Annotated in this window: 24 protein-coding genes; 4 read left to right on the forward strand and 20 right to left on the reverse strand. The window is 37.4% G+C overall.

The features are described 5' to 3' along the window. Positions 1–8: 8 nt before the first annotated feature. The 15 genes from rpsC to iscR form a co-directional block, all read right to left on the reverse strand. Positions 9–746, reverse strand: a complete 738-nt coding sequence (gene rpsC / locus ACYIAM_RS01850; RefSeq protein WP_065638310.1) for a 30S ribosomal protein S3 — start codon at positions 744–746, stop codon at positions 9–11. A gap of 14 nt (positions 747–760) precedes the next feature. Next, complete coding sequence (rplV, locus tag ACYIAM_RS01855) at positions 761–1093, reverse strand: 50S ribosomal protein L22 (protein ID WP_034884235.1); 333 nt, start codon at positions 1091–1093, stop codon at positions 761–763. 13 nt (positions 1094–1106) lie between these two features. Beyond that, the gene (gene rpsS, locus ACYIAM_RS01860; protein ID WP_024496505.1) at positions 1107–1385 is read right to left on the reverse strand and encodes a 30S ribosomal protein S19; all 279 of its coding nucleotides are present in this window, start codon (positions 1383–1385) and stop codon (positions 1107–1109) included. Between the two features lie 19 nt (positions 1386–1404). Then, positions 1405–2229, reverse strand: a complete 825-nt coding sequence (gene rplB, locus ACYIAM_RS01865; RefSeq protein WP_065558580.1) for a 50S ribosomal protein L2 — start codon at positions 2227–2229, stop codon at positions 1405–1407. 18 nt (positions 2230–2247) lie between these two features. Further along, on the reverse strand, positions 2248–2550 hold the full coding sequence (gene rplW / locus ACYIAM_RS01870) for a 50S ribosomal protein L23 (protein WP_034885052.1): 303 nt from the start codon (positions 2548–2550) through the stop codon (positions 2248–2250). After that, positions 2547–3149 (reverse strand): 50S ribosomal protein L4, encoded by a 603-nt coding sequence (rplD, locus tag ACYIAM_RS01875; protein WP_174796559.1) that lies wholly within the window; start codon positions 3147–3149, stop codon positions 2547–2549. Before rplD ends, rplW begins: the two co-directional genes overlap by 4 nt. Positions 3150–3165: 16 nt before the next feature. After that, positions 3166–3792, reverse strand: coding sequence for a 50S ribosomal protein L3 (rplC, locus tag ACYIAM_RS01880; RefSeq protein WP_065634454.1), 627 nt, complete (start codon positions 3790–3792; stop codon positions 3166–3168). A gap of 31 nt (positions 3793–3823) precedes the next feature. After that, the gene (gene rpsJ, locus ACYIAM_RS01885; RefSeq protein WP_006120582.1) at positions 3824–4135 is read right to left on the reverse strand and encodes a 30S ribosomal protein S10; all 312 of its coding nucleotides are present in this window, start codon (positions 4133–4135) and stop codon (positions 3824–3826) included. Positions 4136–4509: 374 nt separating this feature from the next. After that, positions 4510–4848, reverse strand: a complete 339-nt coding sequence (fdx, locus tag ACYIAM_RS01890) for an ISC system 2Fe-2S type ferredoxin (RefSeq protein ID WP_065638308.1) — start codon at positions 4846–4848, stop codon at positions 4510–4512. A gap of 14 nt (positions 4849–4862) precedes the next feature. After that, positions 4863–6722 (reverse strand): Fe-S protein assembly chaperone HscA, encoded by a 1860-nt coding sequence (gene hscA / locus ACYIAM_RS01895; protein ID WP_483747042.1) that lies wholly within the window; start codon positions 6720–6722, stop codon positions 4863–4865. A 36-nt stretch (positions 6723–6758) separates the two neighbouring features. Next, the gene (hscB, locus tag ACYIAM_RS01900; RefSeq protein ID WP_483747043.1) at positions 6759–7277 is read right to left on the reverse strand and encodes a Fe-S protein assembly co-chaperone HscB; all 519 of its coding nucleotides are present in this window, start codon (positions 7275–7277) and stop codon (positions 6759–6761) included. Positions 7278–7292: 15 nt separating this feature from the next. Continuing rightward, a complete protein-coding gene (iscA, locus tag ACYIAM_RS01905; protein WP_065638305.1) occupies positions 7293–7616 on the reverse strand; it encodes an iron-sulfur cluster assembly protein IscA in 324 nt (107 codons plus the stop codon). Beyond that, a complete protein-coding gene (gene iscU / locus ACYIAM_RS01910; protein ID WP_065586702.1) occupies positions 7616–8002 on the reverse strand; it encodes a Fe-S cluster assembly scaffold IscU in 387 nt (128 codons plus the stop codon). Before iscU ends, iscA begins: the two co-directional genes overlap by 1 nt. Positions 8003–8017: 15 nt before the next feature. After that, a complete protein-coding gene (locus ACYIAM_RS01915) occupies positions 8018–9232 on the reverse strand; it encodes an IscS subfamily cysteine desulfurase (protein ID WP_483747044.1) in 1215 nt (404 codons plus the stop codon). 44 nt (positions 9233–9276) lie between these two features. Beyond that, the gene (iscR, locus tag ACYIAM_RS01920; protein WP_065638303.1) at positions 9277–9732 is read right to left on the reverse strand and encodes a Fe-S cluster assembly transcriptional regulator IscR; all 456 of its coding nucleotides are present in this window, start codon (positions 9730–9732) and stop codon (positions 9277–9279) included. Positions 9733–9896: 164 nt separating this feature from the next. Between iscR and sltY the strand changes: the two genes are divergently transcribed. After that, positions 9897–11837: a murein transglycosylase gene (gene sltY / locus ACYIAM_RS01925; protein WP_483747045.1), complete on the forward strand. Its 1941-nt coding sequence runs from the start codon at positions 9897–9899 to the stop codon at positions 11835–11837. An 11-nt stretch (positions 11838–11848) separates the two neighbouring features. Further along, positions 11849–12139 (forward strand): trp operon repressor, encoded by a 291-nt coding sequence (gene trpR, locus ACYIAM_RS01930; protein ID WP_483747046.1) that lies wholly within the window; start codon positions 11849–11851, stop codon positions 12137–12139. 45 nt (positions 12140–12184) lie between these two features. Here trpR and robA read toward each other — a convergent pair whose 3' ends face one another. From robA to ACYIAM_RS01945, 3 genes are all read right to left on the reverse strand, one after another. Further along, positions 12185–13102, reverse strand: a complete 918-nt coding sequence (gene robA / locus ACYIAM_RS01935) for an MDR efflux pump AcrAB transcriptional activator RobA (protein ID WP_174796552.1) — start codon at positions 13100–13102, stop codon at positions 12185–12187. 95 nt (positions 13103–13197) lie between these two features. Beyond that, positions 13198–13773, reverse strand: coding sequence for a Fe-S biogenesis protein NfuA (nfuA, locus tag ACYIAM_RS01940; RefSeq protein ID WP_174796594.1), 576 nt, complete (start codon positions 13771–13773; stop codon positions 13198–13200). A gap of 106 nt (positions 13774–13879) precedes the next feature. Continuing rightward, complete coding sequence (locus tag ACYIAM_RS01945; protein WP_174796551.1) at positions 13880–14551, reverse strand: phosphoribosyltransferase family protein; 672 nt, start codon at positions 14549–14551, stop codon at positions 13880–13882. A gap of 275 nt (positions 14552–14826) precedes the next feature. On the opposite strand from ACYIAM_RS01945, the gene ACYIAM_RS01950 reads away from it, so the two are divergent. Beyond that, the gene (locus tag ACYIAM_RS01950; RefSeq protein WP_174796550.1) at positions 14827–15393 is read left to right on the forward strand and encodes a peptidylprolyl isomerase; all 567 of its coding nucleotides are present in this window, start codon (positions 14827–14829) and stop codon (positions 15391–15393) included. A 60-nt stretch (positions 15394–15453) separates the two neighbouring features. Here ACYIAM_RS01950 and pepB read toward each other — a convergent pair whose 3' ends face one another. Then, positions 15454–16734 carry an aminopeptidase PepB gene (gene pepB, locus ACYIAM_RS01955; protein WP_483747047.1) on the reverse strand — a complete coding sequence of 427 codons (1281 nt, stop codon included), beginning with the start codon at positions 16732–16734 and terminating at the stop codon, positions 15454–15456. 103 nt (positions 16735–16837) lie between these two features. Between pepB and ACYIAM_RS01960 the strand changes: the two genes are divergently transcribed. Continuing rightward, positions 16838–17611 (forward strand): tyrosine-protein phosphatase, encoded by a 774-nt coding sequence (locus ACYIAM_RS01960; RefSeq protein ID WP_483747048.1) that lies wholly within the window; start codon positions 16838–16840, stop codon positions 17609–17611. A 58-nt stretch (positions 17612–17669) separates the two neighbouring features. Here ACYIAM_RS01960 and ACYIAM_RS01965 read toward each other — a convergent pair whose 3' ends face one another. Then, positions 17670–18287 (reverse strand): 4'-phosphopantetheinyl transferase family protein, encoded by a 618-nt coding sequence (locus ACYIAM_RS01965; protein ID WP_483747049.1) that lies wholly within the window; start codon positions 18285–18287, stop codon positions 17670–17672. Positions 18288–18305 lie beyond the last annotated feature (18 nt).

The following is an 18305-nucleotide window of genomic DNA, read 5'->3' on the forward strand; positions in this document are numbered from 1 at the left end:
GACGCTCCTTATTGTTTTCGGCCTTTGCGCTGCTTTTTCGGTTGAGCAGCAGGTTGTTTTTCTGCTTGTTCAACGGCAGCCATACCACCAAGGATCTCACCTTTGAAGATCCACACTTTAACACCAATAATACCATAGGTAGTTAATGCTTCAGACAATCCATAGTCGATGTCAGCACGTAATGTATGTAAAGGCACACGTCCTTCACGATACCATTCACTACGAGCAATTTCAGCGCCGCCTAAACGACCACTTACTTCAACTTTGATACCTTTAGCACCCGCTTTCATTGCGTTTTGTACCGCACGTTTCATCGCACGACGGAACATAACACGGCGTTCTAACTGAGAAGTAATGCTATCAGCAACTAATTTTGCGTCTAGTTCTGGTTTACGAACTTCGGCAATATTAATTTGTACTGCAACATCACGTTTCTCTTTTTTGTCTTTATATTTATTGACAATAGAAGCTACGGCATTACGTAATTTTTCAACGTCCTCACCTTTTTTACCAATCACAATACCCGGACGAGCAGTGTGAATAGTAATGCGAACGTTAGTTTCTGCTGAACGATCGATCACAATCTTAGAGATTGATGCTTGTGCTAATTCTTTGTTCAAGAATTGACGCACTCTAAAATCACTTTCTAAATTATCAGCGAATGTCTTTGTACCCGAATACCATGTAGATGTCCAAGGCTTGACAATGCCTAATCGGATACCATTTGGATTTACTTTTTGACCCATTGCTATTCTCCAGCCTAGCGATCTGAGACGATCACGGTGATGTGACTCGTACGCTTCAAAATTCGATCTGCGCGACCTTTCGCACGAGGCATAATACGCTTCATGGTTGGGCCTTCGTCTACGAAAATTTTCGCAACTTTTAGATCATCAATATCAGCACCATCGTTATGCTCTGCATTAGCAATAGCAGACTCTAATACTTTTTTAACAAGTACAGCCGCTTTTTTATTGGTGTACGTTAAAATATCTAGTGCCTGAGACACTTTCTTACCGCGAACAAGATCTGCAACTAAGCGAACTTTTTGTGCAGAAGAACGAGCGTGGCGGTACTTTGCAATTGTTTCCATCTCTTTCTCCTACTTATTTCTTCTTAGCTTTCTTATCAGCTGCGTGACCGCGATAAGTACGAGTCGGCGCGAATTCACCCAATTTATGACCAACCATTTCGTCGGAAACATAAACTGGAACGTGCTGACGACCATTATGGACAGCGATGGTCAATCCGATCATATTAGGAAAGATCGTTGAACGACGGGACCAAGTACGAATTGGTTTCTTGTCCCCGCTTTCCACCGCTTTCTCTACCTTCTTCAGCAAGTGTAGGTCAATGAAAGGACCCTTCTTGAGAGAACGTGGCATAGCTAATCCTCTATATTAATTATTTCTTATTGCGACGGCGAACAATATACTTATCAGTACGTTTGTTGCTACGCGTTTTCAATCCTTTGGCTTTTTGACCCCATGGAGACACAGGATGTTTACCAAAGTTACGACCTTCACCACCACCATGTGGATGGTCTACCGGGTTCATTGCTGTACCGCGAACAGTAGGACGAACACCACGCCAACGCGTTGCACCCGCTTTACCTAATACACGAAGCATATGCTCTGAATTACCCACTTCACCAATAGTAGCACGGCAATCAGATAATACTTTACGCATTTCACCTGAACGCAAACGCAATGTTACATATGCACCATCACGCGCAACGATTTGAACATAACTACCAGCAGAGCGAGCAAGTTGTCCGCCTTTACCTGGTTTCATTTCAATATTATGCACGGTAGAACCGACTGGGATGTTGCGCATAGGTAAACAGTTACCTGTTTTAATTGATGCGTCAACGCCAGATTGGATCTGATCACCTGCTTTTAAGCCTTTAGGCGCTAAAATATAACGACGTTCACCGTCTTTATATAAAACTAATGCAATATTTGCACTACGATTCGGATCGTATTCCAAACGTTCAACAACTGCTGGAATACCATCTTTATTGCGCTTAAAGTCGACAATACGATAATGTTGTTTATGACCACCACCAATATGACGGGTAGTGATTCGACCATTATTATTGCGACCACCAGTTTTGCTTTTTGAATCAAGCAACGGTGCATAAGGCTTACCTTTATGCAACTCTGGGTTAACCACTTTAACAACGTGGCGACGACCCGGAGATGTAGGTTTACACTTAACAACTGCCATTGTTCTTACTCCTCCGAATTACTCAGCGACGCCAGCAAGGTCTAAATTTTGACCTTCTGCTAAAGTAACGTAAGCTTTTTTCCAGTCGCTACGGCGACCGATTTGTTGACCACGACGTTTAACTTTACCTTTAACAACAAGGGTATTAACGTCATCTACTTTAACTTCAAATAGTTGTTCAACTGCGGCTTTAATCTCTCTCTTAGTAGCATCTTTAGCAACTTTCAATACTAATGTATTTGTTTTTTCCATTGAAATAGATGCTTTTTCAGAAACATGTGGTGCTCGCAGGACTTTAAGCAGACGCTCTTCACGAATCATGCTAACATCTCCTCTACTTGTTTAACGGCATCAACAGTGATAACCACTTTGTCAAATGCAATCAAACTAACTGGATCAATACCTGCCACATCACGCACATCAACTTTATGCAAGTTACGTGCTGCTAAGAAAAGATTTTCATCAACTTCAGAAGCGATAATAAGAACATCGTTAAGGTTCATATCACTTAATTTCTGAGTTAATAATTTAGTCTTAGGTGCTTCAACAGTAAATGTTTCAACCACAACTAAACGTTCTTGACGCACTAATTCAGAGAAAATACTCTTTAATGCACCACGATACATTTTACGGTTAACTTTTTGGCTATGATCTTGCGGTTTTGCTGCAAATGTTACACCACCACTGCGCCAAATTGGGCTCTTAACAGAACCTGAACGAGCACGACCTGTGCCTTTTTGACGCCATGGTTTTTTGCCTGAACCAGCGATTTCTGCACGAGTTTTTTGTGCGCGTGAGCCTTGACGAGCAGCAGATGCATAAGCAACAACTACTTGGTGAACTAACGCTTCATTAAACTCACGTCCGAAGGTAGTTTCGGAAACAGAAAGCGCTTGCGCGTCTTTTACTACTAATTCCATCTCTATCTCCTCGACGTTAAGCCTTGATTGCCGGTTTAACAATTACGTCACTATTGATTGCGCCAGGAACTGCACCTTTAATTAATAAAAGATTACGTTCAGCATCAACACGCACAATATCTAAGTTTTGAACGGTTACACGTTCATTACCTAGGTGACCTGCCATTTTACGACCTTTAAACACTTTACCCGGAGTTTGGTTTTGACCAATAGAGCCATGACCACGGTGTGCCAAAGAGTTACCATGAGTTGCATCTTGAGTACGGAAATTCCAACGCTTAGTGACGCCAGCAAAACCTTTACCTTTAGATGTTCCAGTAACATCAACTTTTTTAACGTCTGTGAAAATATCAACGTTAATACTTTGACCTACAGCAAATTCGCCTTCTTCAAAACGGAATTCCCATAGACCACGACCAGCTTCAACGCCAGCCTTAGCGAAATGACCTGCTTCAGGTTTGTTTACGCGGCTTGCTTTTTTACTGCCAGTAGTAACCTGAATAGCTTGATAACCATCATTCTCAAGGGTTTTTACTTGAGTAATACGGTTGCTTTGAACTTCTACTACGGTGACAGGAATAGAAACACCTTCTTCAGTGAAGATACGTGTCATTCCTACTTTACGACCGATTAAACCAATCATTGTTTCGACCTCTCAATCATTCAGCTTAGGATTAACCTAAACTGATCTGCACATCAACACCGGCAGCAAGATCTAGACGCATTAAAGCATCAACTGTTTTTTCAGTTGGCTCAACGATATCAACTAGACGTTTATGAGTGCGAATCTCGTATTGATCACGCGCATCTTTATTAACGTGCGGAGAAATCAATACAGTAAAACGCTCTTTGCGTGTCGGTAATGGAATAGGACCACGAACTTGCGCACCAGTGCGCTTCGCAGTTTCTACAATTTCAGCAGTTGATTGATCAATCAAACGATGATCAAACGCTTTTAACCGGATACGGATTCTTTGGTTCGACATGAGACCAGAGCTCCATTATTTAAAAGTTATAACAAAAGACTACTCCTCTTTCCCTGTTTCGATTGACAGGAGAGTGTAATCCGTTCTTTTTCGTAACCCCCAAATCGGGAGTATTGTTGATATAATTAGCTATTTTCTACATAACGATTATATCTTTTTATCATTTGCTTATATAAAGGCAATAAACAAAGTGGATGGATTATACCCCTTTAGTTAACTAACGGCAAGAAATAAATACAGATATTTGGGTTTAAAGATAAAGCGTTTTTTCTGGTTATTGATTTACAAACATCAAATTTCAATCAAATAACCAGATTTAAGATTAATTTTTATAGTGAACTATAATGGGTATCATTCGTCATTATGATAGCAAGTTAATGATCTTCTTTGGCGTGATTAAGGCTATATCTTGGAATCTCAACCTCTAGATCTTGATTCGTGACGCGAGCTTGGCAACTTAAACGGCTATGAGGTTCAACACCCCACGCTTTGTCTAGCATGTCATCTTCCTGCTCATCACTTTCTTCTAGAGAATCGAACCCTTTGCGAACAATACAGTGGCATGTAGAACAAGCACATGACATTTCACACGCATGCTCAATTTCAATATCATTGCGCAATGCCACTTCTAAAATAGATTCGCCTTCTTGCGCCTCAACAGTTTTTCCATCTGGGCAAAGATCGGCATTCGGTAAAAAAGTAATTTTTGGCATAATAATCTCGTTAGTTAAATATCATCAACTCTATGACCAGTTAAAGCATGACGAATAGACCTGTCCATTCGCTTGGCAGCAAAATCTTGTGTCAGGTTATCAACAATTTTTATTTGCTTTTCAATTGCGTAACTATTATCTGATTCACTCGCTACTTGTAATTGATGCTTAGCTGCTAAAATCAGGCTCAATTCCTTTTCATTTAATAAGTCAGCATCTTTATCTAAAGCGCTTTGTAAGCTTTCAAGTACTCTAGCTGCCTCAACTTTTTGTTCAGCAAGCATTCGAATCTGTTTATCTTGCTCTGCATTACTGATTGAATCTTGAATCATATCAGCAATTTCATTATCAGTTAATCCATATGAAGGTTTTACTTGGATAGTGGCTTCAATACCCGTTGATTTTTCCATTGCTGTAACATTTAATAAACCATCGGCATCAACTTGAAAAGTCACCCTAATGTGCGCACCACCGGCTGGCATTGGTGGAATACCTTGCAATGTAAAACGAGCCAACGATCGACAGTCAGCGACACTTTCACGTTCTCCTTGTAAAACATGAATCATCATCGCAGTTTGACCATCTTTAAAAGTGGTAAACTCTTGAGCCCTTGCACACGGAATCGTACTATTACGTGGAATGATTTTTTCAACCAATTCGCCCATGATTTCAATGCCTAACGACAATGGGATCACATCAAGCAATAACATATCCGAATCAGGTTTATTTCCAACCAAAATATCAGCTTGAATAGCTGCACCAATGGCAACTACTTTATCAGGATCAATAGATGTTAACGGATGTGTTTTGAAATAATGTCCCACTGATTGCCGTACTAATGGCACGCGAGTAGAGCCACCAACCATAACAACTTCAACCACTTCATCCACACTAATCTCTGCATCTTTTAACGCTCGGCGACAAACGGCCAAAGTACGTTTAACCAATGGCTCAATTAATTGTTGAAATTGCTGGCGGGTAATAGTCAATGACTGATTATCAAGCGACAATACAGCCGAATCTTGACGACTCAGTAAAATCTTTATTTCAGTCGCTTGGTTACTGATTTTTTGATTAATATAAGGATCTATATTATTAACTAACCCTAATTCCCTCTTTATATAGTCAGCCAATAACCGATCAAAATCATCACCACCAAGTGCAGAATCACCACCGGTTGCTAGGACTTCAAAAACACCTTTATTTAAGCGCAAAATAGAAATATCAAAAGTACCACCACCTAAATCATAAACAGCGATAACACCTTCTTTTCCTGAATCTAAACCATAGGCAATAGCAGCAGCTGTGGGCTCATTGAGTAAACGCAATACATGCAAGCCAGCTAACTTTGCAGCATCTTTCGTTGCTTGCCGTTGTGCATCATCAAAATAAGCTGGCACAGTAATAACTACACCATCAATTTCACCTTGCAAACTCTCTTTTGCCCGCTCAGATAAAGCGGTGAGAATTTCTGATGAAACTTGTATCGGATTGACTTGAACATTAGACAAGTTTAATAAAGGAACACCATTTTCAGTTTGCGAAAAAGTATAAGGAAAATACGATAAATCTATATCAGATAAACTTCGCCCCATTAATCGCTTAATAGAACTGACAGTATTTTGCGGATCATTAACGGCATTGTCTTTAGCATTTTTTCCAATTGTAATAATAGGGTTATCATCATAATCAACACCATAATGCACAACGGATGGTAACAGTAAATTACCTTCTAAATCAGGTAATACCTCTGCTTTTCCGCTTCGAACCGTCGCTACTAATGAATTCGTTGTACCAAGATCAATCCCCACCGCAAGGCGACGCTGATGTGGTAGTGGAGTTTGCCCTGGTTCACTGATCTGTAATAATACCATTTAATCTATCTCTATCGATACGTTACTTATTTTAAATTATAAATCAAATTGCTTTTCTTGTAACTTTTCGATTTGTTCAATCAACCTAGCAAGATAGCGGATTTTATAGATCTGATTAAGTGCAGTTGACCAATCTTGATTAGCAATAAATTGTAATAATCCGTTATAAACAATATTCTGTCGCGCAACAACCTCAGCTTGAAAATCATCTAATAATTCAAAATTCCCTTTACTCTCGATTTCATCAAGCCTTTCACGTAAAACAAATTGCTCCATTAAAAAATCGACATCATGAATAATATTTTGTTCAGTTGCCACATCAAAACCTTGTAGAGATAAAAAATACTCGGCAGCTTTGATTGGATTTTTTAACGTATGGTAACCATCATTAATGGTTGCTGATTTTTGAACAATTGCCACTTTATCATTATCGGTTGCAACGGCAAAATTATCTGGGTGATATTGCCTTTGCAATTGTTGATAACAAGTCGTTAGCTCAGCGGTATTCACCGGTAATTGAACCGGCAAATTAAATAGCTCAAAGTAATTAACCATAGTTATTGTGTCCAATTACACATTAAAGCTTTCACCGCAACCGCATTCGTGTTGCACATTAGGATTATTAAACTTGAAACCTTCGTTTAATCCTTCTTTAACAAAATCAAGTTCAGTGCCATCAATATAGACTAAGCTCTTTTTATCCACGATAACTTTGACTTGTTTGTCTTCAAAGACACTATCATCATCATTAATCACATCGGCAAACTCTAAAACATACGCCATACCAGAACAACCGGATGTTTTAACACCTAATCGTAACCCAATACCTTTTCCTCGATTGGCAAGGAAAGCTTGGACACGATCAGCTGCGCTATTAGTCAATGTGATTGCCATTAGCGTTGTCCTTTTTTGGTTTTATAGTCTTCAATAGCTGCTTTAATTGCATCTTCCGCTAGTATCGAACAATGGATTTTTACTGGAGGTAAAGCAAGCTCCTTAGCAATATCCGTATTTTTGATCGCTCCTGCTTCGTCTAATGATTTACCTTTTATCCATTCTGTAACCAAGGAACTTGATGCAATTGCACTACCACAACCATAAGTTTTGAACTTAGCATCTTCAATAATCCCATTATCATTCACTTTGATTTGTAGACGCATCACATCGCCACACGCTGGCGCGCCAACCATACCGCTACCAACATTAGGATCATTTTGATCAAATGAACCAACATTACGTGGGTTTTCATAATGATCAACGACTTTTTCACTATATGCCATAATTTACTCCTAATTTTAATGTGCTGACCATTTAATTTTTGTTAAATCAATGCCATCTTTAAACATTTCCCAAAGTGGCGATAAATCTCTTAATTTTCCAATAGATTCTTTAATTAATTTAATAACATAATCAATTTCTTCTTCTTTGGTAAAACGGCCTATAGAAAAACGAATTGAACTATGCGCAAGCTCATCATTCAGACCTAATGCTCGAAGTACATAAGAGGGTTCCAAACTTGCAGATGTACAAGCTGAACCAGATGAAACGGCTAAATCTTTTAAAGCCATCATCAATGATTCACCTTCAATATAAGCAAAGCTCACATTTAAAATATTTGGCACACTATGTTCTAAAGATCCATTAAGATAGACTTCTTCAATATCTTTTAAACCATTCCATAAACGGTTTTTTAGGGCTAATAAGCGTGGCATTTCGGTTGCCATCTCTTCTTTAGCAATACGATATGCTTCGCCCATCCCTACAATTTGGTGTACAGGTAAAGTACCTGAGCGCATCCCACGTTCATGGCCACCACCGTGTATTTGTGCTTCAATGCGCACACGTGGTTTGCGTCTTACATAAAGCCCACCAATACCTTTTGGCCCATAAATCTTATGACCCGAAAATGACATTAAATCAACTTTTAAGTTGGTCACATCAATGGGCAATTTACCAACCGATTGTGTTGCATCAACATGAAAAACAATGCCTCGCTCACGACACATCTCACCAATTTTTTCAATGTCTTGTATTACACCTGTTTCGTTATTAACATGCATAATTGATACAACGGTTGTATCACTGCGCATTGCTGCTGCAAGTTTATCTAGATCGAGTATACCATTAGATTCTGGTGCTAAATAAGTCACTTCATAACCTTCTCGCTCAAGTTGGCGACAAGTATCAAGCACAGCCTTGTGCTCAGTTTTACAAGTAATAATGTGCTTACCTTTGGCTTGATTAAAATGAGCAGCACCTTTGATTGCTAAATTATCGGCTTCAGTTGCACCTGACGTAAAAACGATTTCACGAGAATCTGCTCCGATAAGATCGGCAATTTGATTACGTGCAATATCAACGGCTTCTTCCGCTTGCCAACCAAATTTATGGGAACGAGATGCTGGATTACCAAATATACCGTCTGGCGTTAAATATTGCATCATTTTTTCAGCAACTCTAGGATCTACGGGCGTTGTCGCTGCGTAATCCATATAAATAGGTAGTTTCATTAAGTACTCCCAATGACAAATTCTGTATTGTATATTGTATTTTATTAATTAATTTGAACGTGTTGTATATTACTTTGTCGACTAGCTACGGCTTTAACTTCTTTATTATTAACTAGTTCACTCAATGTAATGCTCGTTAAAAAGTCCTCAATTCGTTCACTTAAATCATTCCATAGTGTATGAGTTAAACACCTAACACCGCCTTGGCATCCATCTTGCCCGTGACATTTTGTTGCATGCACTGTCTCATCGACAGCTTTAACAATTGAACTAATAGCAATTTGATCCATAGAACGGCTCAGTATATAACCACCGCCAGGACCTCTGACACTCTGAACCAAACCATTTTTTCGTAATCGAGCAAACAATTGTTCCAGATAAGAAAGTGAAATTTCTTGACGCTCTGAAATATCAGCAAGTGATACCGGTCCTGAATCAGCGTGTAGAGCAACATCAAGCATTGCCGTCACCGCATATCGTCCTTTTGATGTCAGTTTCATTGATTATTCCCCTATATTTGTTAACGCTTATTGTATATATCCTCTTAATTTAGTCAAGTATTTAGTTGAGTGTTTTAGTAGGAATTAAGCGGTAGTTCATCATCGACGAATCATAGCTTAATATGCTAATCTAATAAAAATGAATTCTCATAGGGGGTTAAAGGATGAAATTAGTTTTACGTTATTTTTTAATAATAAGCCTACTGTTCACAAGTAACACTTACGCGACTGATTCTCAACAGGCGCTGCGAGAACATTATCAAAGATGGCTTAATTCTTATCAATCACTGACTTTTGAAGAACAGCAAACATTGCTCACTGCCATAAAAGATTATCCATTGTACCCTTATGCTGCCATACAGTTTTTTCAGAATAATATTAGATTAGTTTCACCACAAATGGTAAGTGATTTTGTCAAAAAATATAATGACTTTCCGCTAACCGCTACATTAACGCAAACTTATCTAACGGAATTAAGCAATCGTCAAGATTGGAATACAATCGTTTCATTTCCCAAAGATAATTCCACACTCTCTAATTGTCGCTATCAATATGCATTGCTACAGCAAGGAAATAACGAGGCGGCCTTTAGTGCTATTGAATCGCTTTGGATGACCGGTAAAGAACTTCCTTCTGCATGCGATCCATTACTCGACGCATGGGCTCAAGCAGGTAAGCGAACAGCTAATTTAGTACTATTACGTATTGAACTGGCTATTGAAGCAAATAATTTAAAATTAGCCAGACATCTAGCTAACTTACTTGATGACAACTACAAAACAACCAAAAATCATTTACTTGCTGTACTTGATAATCCTAAAAAATTAGAAGCTTTTTCAAAAAATATTAAAGCTAGCCCTTTCACTAAAAAGATCGTTCTAGCATCATTTTCTCGCTTAGTAAAAGCAGATAGCAACTTAGCGGCATCGTTATTGCCAAAACTGGTTACACAGCAAACGTTAAGTGAAGCTGAGCAAATTGCATTACAAAAGAGTTTGGCTAACAACTACTTTAAAGATTCTGCAACTGATGAACAAATTAAATGGCGTGATAACTATATTGCCAAATATCATGATACAACATTAGTCGAAAAGCGCATCCGCCTTGCTATCGATGCCTATAACTTTACTGACATTGCCCATTGGCTAGCACAATTATCGCCGGAAGATAAATTGAAAGAAGAATGGCAATATTGGCAAGCTCGAGTATTACTCAATAAAAATCAAAAAAATGAAGCTAACCAAATTTTACAAACACTAACAACCAAACGTGGATTTTATGGTATGGTAAGTGCACAAACACTTAATCAACCTTATTCGCTCAATAACCAATCTAAAAAGATTACACCATCTGAAATATCAACACTAAAAACCAAATATGATAATCAACCCTATGTAAAAAGAATTAACGAATTATATTATTTTGGTATGGTATCAGAATCAAGCAACGAATGGCGATATATGTTAAATAAACAAACCAACAAAAATGAATATTTAGCATTAGCTCAATATGCCTTACAAAAAGGCTGGGGTGATCTTAGTATTCAAGCAACCATTGTTGGTAAGCTTTGGAATAACTGGACTGAACGTTTACCGATTATGTACAAGGACTTATATAACAATGCATTAAAAGATAAAGCGATTGCGTTATCTTATGCTTTAGCTATTTCTCGTCAAGAAAGTGCGCTGGATACCACTGCCAAATCCCCTGCCGGCGCCCGCGGACTTATGCAATTAATGCCAGCGACAGCAAAAGAAACCGCTAAAAAAGTTAATTCAGTCACTTATGTTTCATCGGGACAATTGTTTGATCCTAAAACGAATATAGAATTAGGTACTTCCTATTTAAACACTGTTTATCAACAAAATGAAAATAATCGTATATTGTCTTCAGCAGCTTATAATGCAGGCCCTAATCGTGTAAAAAGATGGCTTAATAATAGTCATGGAAAACTGGATGCTATTGCATTTATTGATAGCATACCGTTTACCGAAACGCGTAATTATGTGAAAAATGTATTGGTATATGATTACATTTACCAAATAATCTTAGGGCAAAAAAATGTCAATATTCTTAATTCAAATGAATTTAATAAACAATATTAATGGTGATTATAATGAAAACTAACGAATGGAAACAGACAGTTGCAATATTACACCAAGCATTTAACGATGGTTATTCACTTGATATATTAAAATTATTAATGACCGCTGATGAACGCGATGCTTTAATTACTCGCGTCAAAATTGTACATTCATTACTTGATGGTTCAATCAATCAACGTCAACTAAAAGAGCAACTTGGGATAGGAATTGCAACTGTAACACGTGGATCGAACAGTCTAAAAGAAGTAACCCCAGAATTCAAAAAATGGTTAGAAGATATCTTTTTAAATTCAAATAATTAAATACATCAGTCAATATCTATTAACCGATTTTTATATCACACTATACTATAAATTGGATTGGATATTGACTTCACTTTCAGTAACAACCGGCACACAATAATCACACTCCATACGTGTGATATCCTTAACCGATTCGGCGGTGCCATCATGATGGTTATGATGAATTTCAATTACACAACTAGAGCTACGTAAACGCACTTTTAATGCTGGCATAGCGGCTAAATGCACTTGCGAAATAAAATCACTAAACTCATCAGGAGAGCCAATATATTTAAAACAAAGATACAAACCACCTTCACTCACAACCTGTTCAATACCTTCAAGATTATTATTATGATCTAAAGCAATGGTATAAAAAAGCTCTTGTTCATTAGCATTCTCTTTGCTTTTCAATATACGACTAAAAGCATAAATTTTATCTGGTAGATTTTCACATTTATGATTACAGCGGGATATATAATTATAAAAAAATTGCGATCTTAGTTTATTTTCTTCATCTAATAATTGGCTCAAATTACAATTATTCTTAAAGGTAATACCCCAAAAAGTTTGTTTTGGCATATTAATAAATTTTGGTTCAGGCAATGAAAGCCTGTTTTTATTGAGCTCAATAGCTGGTGTTAGCCCTGTAGGATCCCAAAACTCCCCTCGCCGGTAGCTTGCTGGGGTTTCATTAAATTGTTTTTTAAAAGATCGGGTAAATGTTTGCTGGGAGTCAAAACGATATTGCATTGCAATATCTAAAATCGGTTTACTTGTCATACGTAAAGCAAGTGCAGCATACGTTAAACGGCGATGACGAATATAAGTACCAAGAACTTGGCCTGTGACTTCTTTAAACATACGTTGTAAATGCCACTTTGAATAACCTGATTTTTGTGCAACATGATCAATAGATAATGGTTGTTCCAAATTTTTTTCAATCCAAACGATAAGATCTGAAATAATACTCACTTGATTCATATAACCCCATCAGAATATCAAATGGCAAACGTCATCCGATTATGACTTAATCCCAGCAATAAGCAAGGCTTAAATAAAAATTATTTTCTTCATTTTTAGCAAAAAGAATGCGCTCCAGCTTGATGTTCAGTAATATCTTTTACACCAGCAAGTTCAGGAAACTCTGCCATTAATTGTTTTTCGATACCTTCTTTCAAAGTGTAATCAACCATTGAACAACCATTACATCCACCGCCAAATTGCAATATAACATAATTATCGTCGGTCAACTCAACTAAACTCACATGCCCGCCATGGCTGGCTAACTGAGGATTAACCTGCGCTTGAATTGCATAATTAACACGTTCAATAAGTGGTGCATCATCAGCCACTTTTTTCATTTTTGAATTTGGTGCTTTTAATGTTAACTGCGAACCTAACTCATCAGTCACATAATCAATAACCGTTTCCTCTAAAAATGGTGCACTCATTTCATCAATATAAACAGAAAAATCAGCAAACTTTTCTTCTATGTCGCTATCTTCTACAGTATCAGCCGGACAATACGAAACACCACATTCTGCGCTTGGCGTACCGGGATTCATAACAAAGACCCGAATTTGTGTTCCTTCAGGTTGATTAGCAAGCAATTTTTTAAAATGCTGTTGAGCTGACTCAGAAATAGTGATAATAGACATAATCCCTCACTTTAATGTAATTAGGTAATAAACAGACCTAATATCATTGATAATAATAGTTGACTAACTTTCTTGGTTATTATAGGGGTTGTTCAGGATTTTACAATACTGTACGACATAAACAAACTACATGAACACTTGTTGCACCACATTTTTTTAGTTGCTGACTAATGGCATTAATCGTATTACCAGTTGTAACGATATCGTCAATAAGCATGACCGATTTGTGAGAAAGATCTTGGTGGCACATAAAAAGTGTTTCGACATTCGCGATTCGTTCGGTAAGCGATAGATTTTTTTGATCTTGCATAGTTGGCTGTCGAGATAACAAATAAGGAGAAAAATCACGATTTAACCATCTTGCAATCGGTTTTGCTAATAACTCAGCTTGATTAAAACCACGAGACCAATAACGAATATGGTGCAATGGCACACAAGTGACCAAATCAGGTTTAATTAAAGCATCGACTTCTCGCCGTTGATACCAAGCTAAAAACATCAATCTTGCCAATGCCGTATTCAGTTCAATTTTTCTATAGAACTTTAAATGATGAATCAATTTTTTTAGTGGATTAATATATTCAGAAACAGCAATAAGCTCATCCCAGTATGGTTTCTTTGCACGGCACCGATAACATATATCTGTCGATAAAGAATGCGGCAAACAGCACTGATGACAGACCTTATTAAATTTAGGTAAATTTTTAACGCATTGACAACAAATACCCTGATGAGGCAAAGATAAAGGCATATCACACAAAATACACCGCATAGGATCCTATATACTTATTGGTAAAAAAGTTTCAGGTAACATGACGTTGCAATATAAAAACTAAATTCATAAAAACCATTTTTTATAACTCCTGACTTTTGCTTTTCTTATCAAGCAAGACCAATATAATAAGCAAATTCATCTTATAACTGCACACAATTAAATACTTCTACGATCGACAACACAAAAAATTATCTGATTTTTCATAATAGTTATTTATAATAATCAAATATTCGGTATAATCAGCCTCCCTCCTAGGTTCAAGGAATTAATATATGAAAAAAATCAAACTATTATTTATTACAATATTACTAACTTTGCTTTCTACTGTTGCTTTAGCAGACACCAAAGTATTATTACAAACCAGCATGGGCGACATTGAAATTGAACTAGATAGCGAACATGCCCCAATTACCACTAAAAATTTTCTTGATTATGTCAATAGTGGCTTCTATGAGAATTTAACTTTCCATCGCGTCATTCCTGGATTTATGATTCAAGGTGGTGGTGCTGATGATCAACTCAAATTCAAAGACAATAACCCACCCATTAAAAATGAAGCAGATAACGGCTTAAAAAATGATCGCGGCACCATTGCAATGGCAAGAACCAGTGAAGTAAATAGTGCAACTAGCCAATTTTTTATCAACGTAGTCAATAATGATTTTCTTAATTACCAATCTCCAGAAAGGTACGGTTATGCGGTGTTTGGTAAAGTGATTAAAGGTATGGAGGTTGTTGACAAAATTGTTAATGTACCAACTAAACGTATGGGTCCACATAGAGATGTTCCTGTTGAACCAATTTATATTAAAAAAGTTGCTGTTATTAAAAATAACTAAACAATATTTACTTATTTAAAAAAAAATAAAAAACCACTTTTTCAAGTGGTTTTTTCAGTATTATTTAAGCTGACAAAGTAAATTAGCAATTGTCCTCACCCCAATTCCCGTTGCGCCTGTTGCCCATAATGCTGTAGCGCTTTTACGGAATGTTGCGGAGCAATCAACATGTAACCAGTTTTGTTGATAGTTTTTAATAAAATGTGATAAAAAAGCTGCGGCAGTACTCGCACCAGCGGTATTCGGTAAACCTGAATTTGCCATATCGGCAAACGATGACGGAAATTGAGAACGGTGAAATTCGGCTAATGGTAATCGCCAGAAAGCTTCATGTTCCATATCGCTACTCACTAACAGTTGATTAGCGAAGCTATCGTCAAAAGAGAGCAAGGATTGATAATCGTTCCCCACTGCAATTTTAGCAGCACCTGTTAACGTTGCGCAGTCAATAATATAATGAGGTTTGTCATTATCAGCACAAATCAGGCCATCCGCTAATACTAAACGCCCTTCGGCATCGGTGTTATCAACTTCAACTGTTTTACCATTACGATAACGAATAATATCACCAAGTTTAAAGGCTTTGCCACTGACTAAATTATCGGCACAACATAAATAGAGTTTGATCCGATGATGTAGCCCTCGTGCAATCGCTAGCGCTAAAGCTCCCGTTACTAATGCAGCACCGCCCATATCTGAACGCATTGATTCCATAAAGCTACTTGGTTTTAAACTATAACCGCCCGAATCAAACGTAATCCCCTTGCCAACTAAACAAGCAGTAATCGGTGCGTTAGGGTCTTTAGTGGGATTATAATCAAGCTCAAGTAACGCAGCCGGCCTATCTGACCCCTTACCTACCGTATAAATCCCCATATAATCGCGCTCTTTTAAAGCCTCACCTGAAATGATGTTATAAGTGATATCAGCTGAATAGGCACTGACCAATTTTGCACTTTGTGTTGCTAGTGCTAACGGACTTAATGTTTCGGCTTGCTCATTAACAATGTCCCGACACCAATCAATAATCGCTAAGCGATGTTTTAATTCTTGCTTATCTTTGCTATTGAGTTTTGGCCAAGTTACCTTGGTGCTTTTTTTGGCATTACGATAACCTAACCAAAAATGCCAACAAGCCTCAAGATCCCAGTTTTCGCCACTTAGTTTAACCAAATTTATTCCTTGCTGATCAAGTTTTCTTCCCGCACGTTGAATCGCCCCTAAGCGATGCTCCGGTTTATAGTGAATAGTAATTGTATCGTTCGAAAAACTCAGCAGTGCATCTTTTCCCCATTGCGTTGGCGCAGCTTTATCAGACAGTAAAACAGATAACATGGACATAATAAGTACCTTAAATCATTCGTAATAATAGAAACAGTGGCTTAATTCTAATCAGAAACATGTTAATATAGCAAGTAAAGTTAAATATAATTAAGGGGTAGTCATGACGTGTGTTGTACCAATAAAAAATGGAGTTAATTTTCGTGATTTAGGTGGAATCAAAACAACCGATGGACGTCAAATTCGATCGGGTCTGCTATATCGCTCAGGTGCATTCTCACTGATCACGCCAGAAGAGCAATCTTTTTTATCTGATGAGTTAAATCTACACTATATTTTAGACTATCGTGATCACGATGAAATTACCCGACACCCAGATAGATTATGGCAAAACACTCATTATATTAACGTACCTGCTAACCCTTTAAGCGATACGGTCACCGCAAGTTTAACAAGTGACTTAAGCAATCACACCCAAACACTGAAAAAAAATGCACCATTTGATTTTATGGTTAAGCTATACCAGCTTCTACCATTTAAAAACCCAGCATACCAAAAACTTTCGTCAATCTTACTGAACTCACAAGGTAAACCATTAGTGCAACATTGTGCAGTGGGTAAAGATCGTACCGGTGTTGGTGTCGCATTAACGTTATTTGCTTTAGGTGTGAGTGAAGAAGCTATCATGCAAGATTATTTACTGACTGAACAGCTATTGGCAGATTATCGTGAAAATCTATTACGCCAATACCAACATAAAGTGACTCCTGAGGAGTTTGAAAACCGCAAATTAATTTTTGCCGCCAAAAAAGAGTATTTAACAGCCGCATTTGACGCAATTAAAACGCGTTATGATACCATTGATGATTGGTTATCACAGGAATATCAATTAAATGAAAACAATAGAAAAAAAATCCAAGATATCTATTTAGTTTAATAAATAGCAATGCTTTATTTTACCCTAATAGCCTAATAGATAGTAGCAAAACGCTATATTAAGATAACAAAATCAATTTAGAAATCGGTTGATTACTATTTACAGATAGATGAACATCGCCTACTTGACGATATTGATAATGAAAGTCTTGCCCAAAAGGAGCTATAATCATCTGCTGGTTTAAGTCAACTTTAACCGATTTTATTTGCCAAACCCCTTTGGCATACAGTTTTAATGCCGACTCTTTCAATGTCCATAATTGCCAAAAAGCTCTTAATGTATCATCTTGCTTAATCATCCATTGAAACTCATCATCCGCAAAAAAGTTTTTAGCCACATTTAGATAATTTTTACGTGGGCGCGCCACTTCAATATCTAAACCAACCTTATCTGTTAACGAAATTGCGACAGCCACCCAATCTTGGCTATGGCTAATATTAAAATCGGGTAGCGGTTGCTGTAAAAAACAAGGACGTCCATTATCACCAACTTTAATAGCGGGTAACTCCGAAATATCACAATACAGTTTAAGTAAGCTAGCCAATATTGAACGACAAACTAAAAACTGTTTTTTGCGTTGACCATGTAATTTATTGGCTTCATCAAGAAGCTGGGGTGACAACAGTGAAACATCAATGTCGGCATCATTAAGATTAGCGAGTTGAACTATAAGCATAATCGGAACGAGAATATT

It is taken from the genome of Gilliamella sp. X-60, assembly GCF_057063585.1.

Bases quoted from the DNA above. Each gene is read 5' to 3' on its own strand.
- iscR (WP_065638303.1), bottom strand. From the start codon at position 9,732: ATGAAACTGACATCAAAAGGACGATATGCGGTGACGGCAATGCTTGAT.
- rplW (WP_034885052.1), bottom strand. From the start codon at position 2,550: ATGATTCGTGAAGAGCGTCTGCTTAAAGTCCTGCGAGCACCACATGTT.
- trpR (WP_483747046.1), top strand. From the start codon at position 11,849: ATGAAAACTAACGAATGGAAACAGACAGTTGCAATATTACACCAAGCA.
- fdx (WP_065638308.1), bottom strand. From the start codon at position 4,848: ATGCCAAAAATTACTTTTTTACCGAATGCCGATCTTTGCCCAGATGGA.
- ACYIAM_RS01915 (WP_483747044.1), bottom strand. From the start codon at position 9,232: ATGAAACTACCTATTTATATGGATTACGCAGCGACAACGCCCGTAGAT.
- ACYIAM_RS01960 (WP_483747048.1), top strand. From the start codon at position 16,838: ATGACGTGTGTTGTACCAATAAAAAATGGAGTTAATTTTCGTGATTTA.
- iscA (WP_065638305.1), bottom strand. From the start codon at position 7,616: ATGGCAATCACATTGACTAATAGCGCAGCTGATCGTGTCCAAGCTTTC.
- rplD (WP_174796559.1), bottom strand. From the start codon at position 3,149: ATGGAATTAGTAGTAAAAGACGCGCAAGCGCTTTCTGTTTCCGAAACT.
- rplC (WP_065634454.1), bottom strand. From the start codon at position 3,792: ATGATTGGTTTAATCGGTCGTAAAGTAGGAATGACACGTATCTTCACT.
- hscA (WP_483747042.1), bottom strand. From the start codon at position 6,722: ATGGTATTATTACAGATCAGTGAACCAGGGCAAACTCCACTACCACAT.
- ACYIAM_RS01950 (WP_174796550.1), top strand. From the start codon at position 14,827: ATGAAAAAAATCAAACTATTATTTATTACAATATTACTAACTTTGCTT.
- sltY (WP_483747045.1), top strand. From the start codon at position 9,897: ATGAAATTAGTTTTACGTTATTTTTTAATAATAAGCCTACTGTTCACA.
- ACYIAM_RS01965 (WP_483747049.1), bottom strand. From the start codon at position 18,287: ATGCTTATAGTTCAACTCGCTAATCTTAATGATGCCGACATTGATGTT.
- rpsJ (WP_006120582.1), bottom strand. From the start codon at position 4,135: ATGTCGAACCAAAGAATCCGTATCCGGTTAAAAGCGTTTGATCATCGT.
- pepB (WP_483747047.1), bottom strand. From the start codon at position 16,734: ATGTCCATGTTATCTGTTTTACTGTCTGATAAAGCTGCGCCAACGCAA.
- rplB (WP_065558580.1), bottom strand. From the start codon at position 2,229: ATGGCAGTTGTTAAGTGTAAACCTACATCTCCGGGTCGTCGCCACGTT.
- rpsS (WP_024496505.1), bottom strand. From the start codon at position 1,385: ATGCCACGTTCTCTCAAGAAGGGTCCTTTCATTGACCTACACTTGCTG.
- ACYIAM_RS01945 (WP_174796551.1), bottom strand. From the start codon at position 14,551: ATGCGGTGTATTTTGTGTGATATGCCTTTATCTTTGCCTCATCAGGGT.
- rpsC (WP_065638310.1), bottom strand. From the start codon at position 746: ATGGGTCAAAAAGTAAATCCAAATGGTATCCGATTAGGCATTGTCAAG.
- robA (WP_174796552.1), bottom strand. From the start codon at position 13,102: ATGAATCAAGTGAGTATTATTTCAGATCTTATCGTTTGGATTGAAAAA.
- rplV (WP_034884235.1), bottom strand. From the start codon at position 1,093: ATGGAAACAATTGCAAAGTACCGCCACGCTCGTTCTTCTGCACAAAAA.
- hscB (WP_483747043.1), bottom strand. From the start codon at position 7,277: ATGGTTAATTACTTTGAGCTATTTAATTTGCCGGTTCAATTACCGGTG.
- iscU (WP_065586702.1), bottom strand. From the start codon at position 8,002: ATGGCATATAGTGAAAAAGTCGTTGATCATTATGAAAACCCACGTAAT.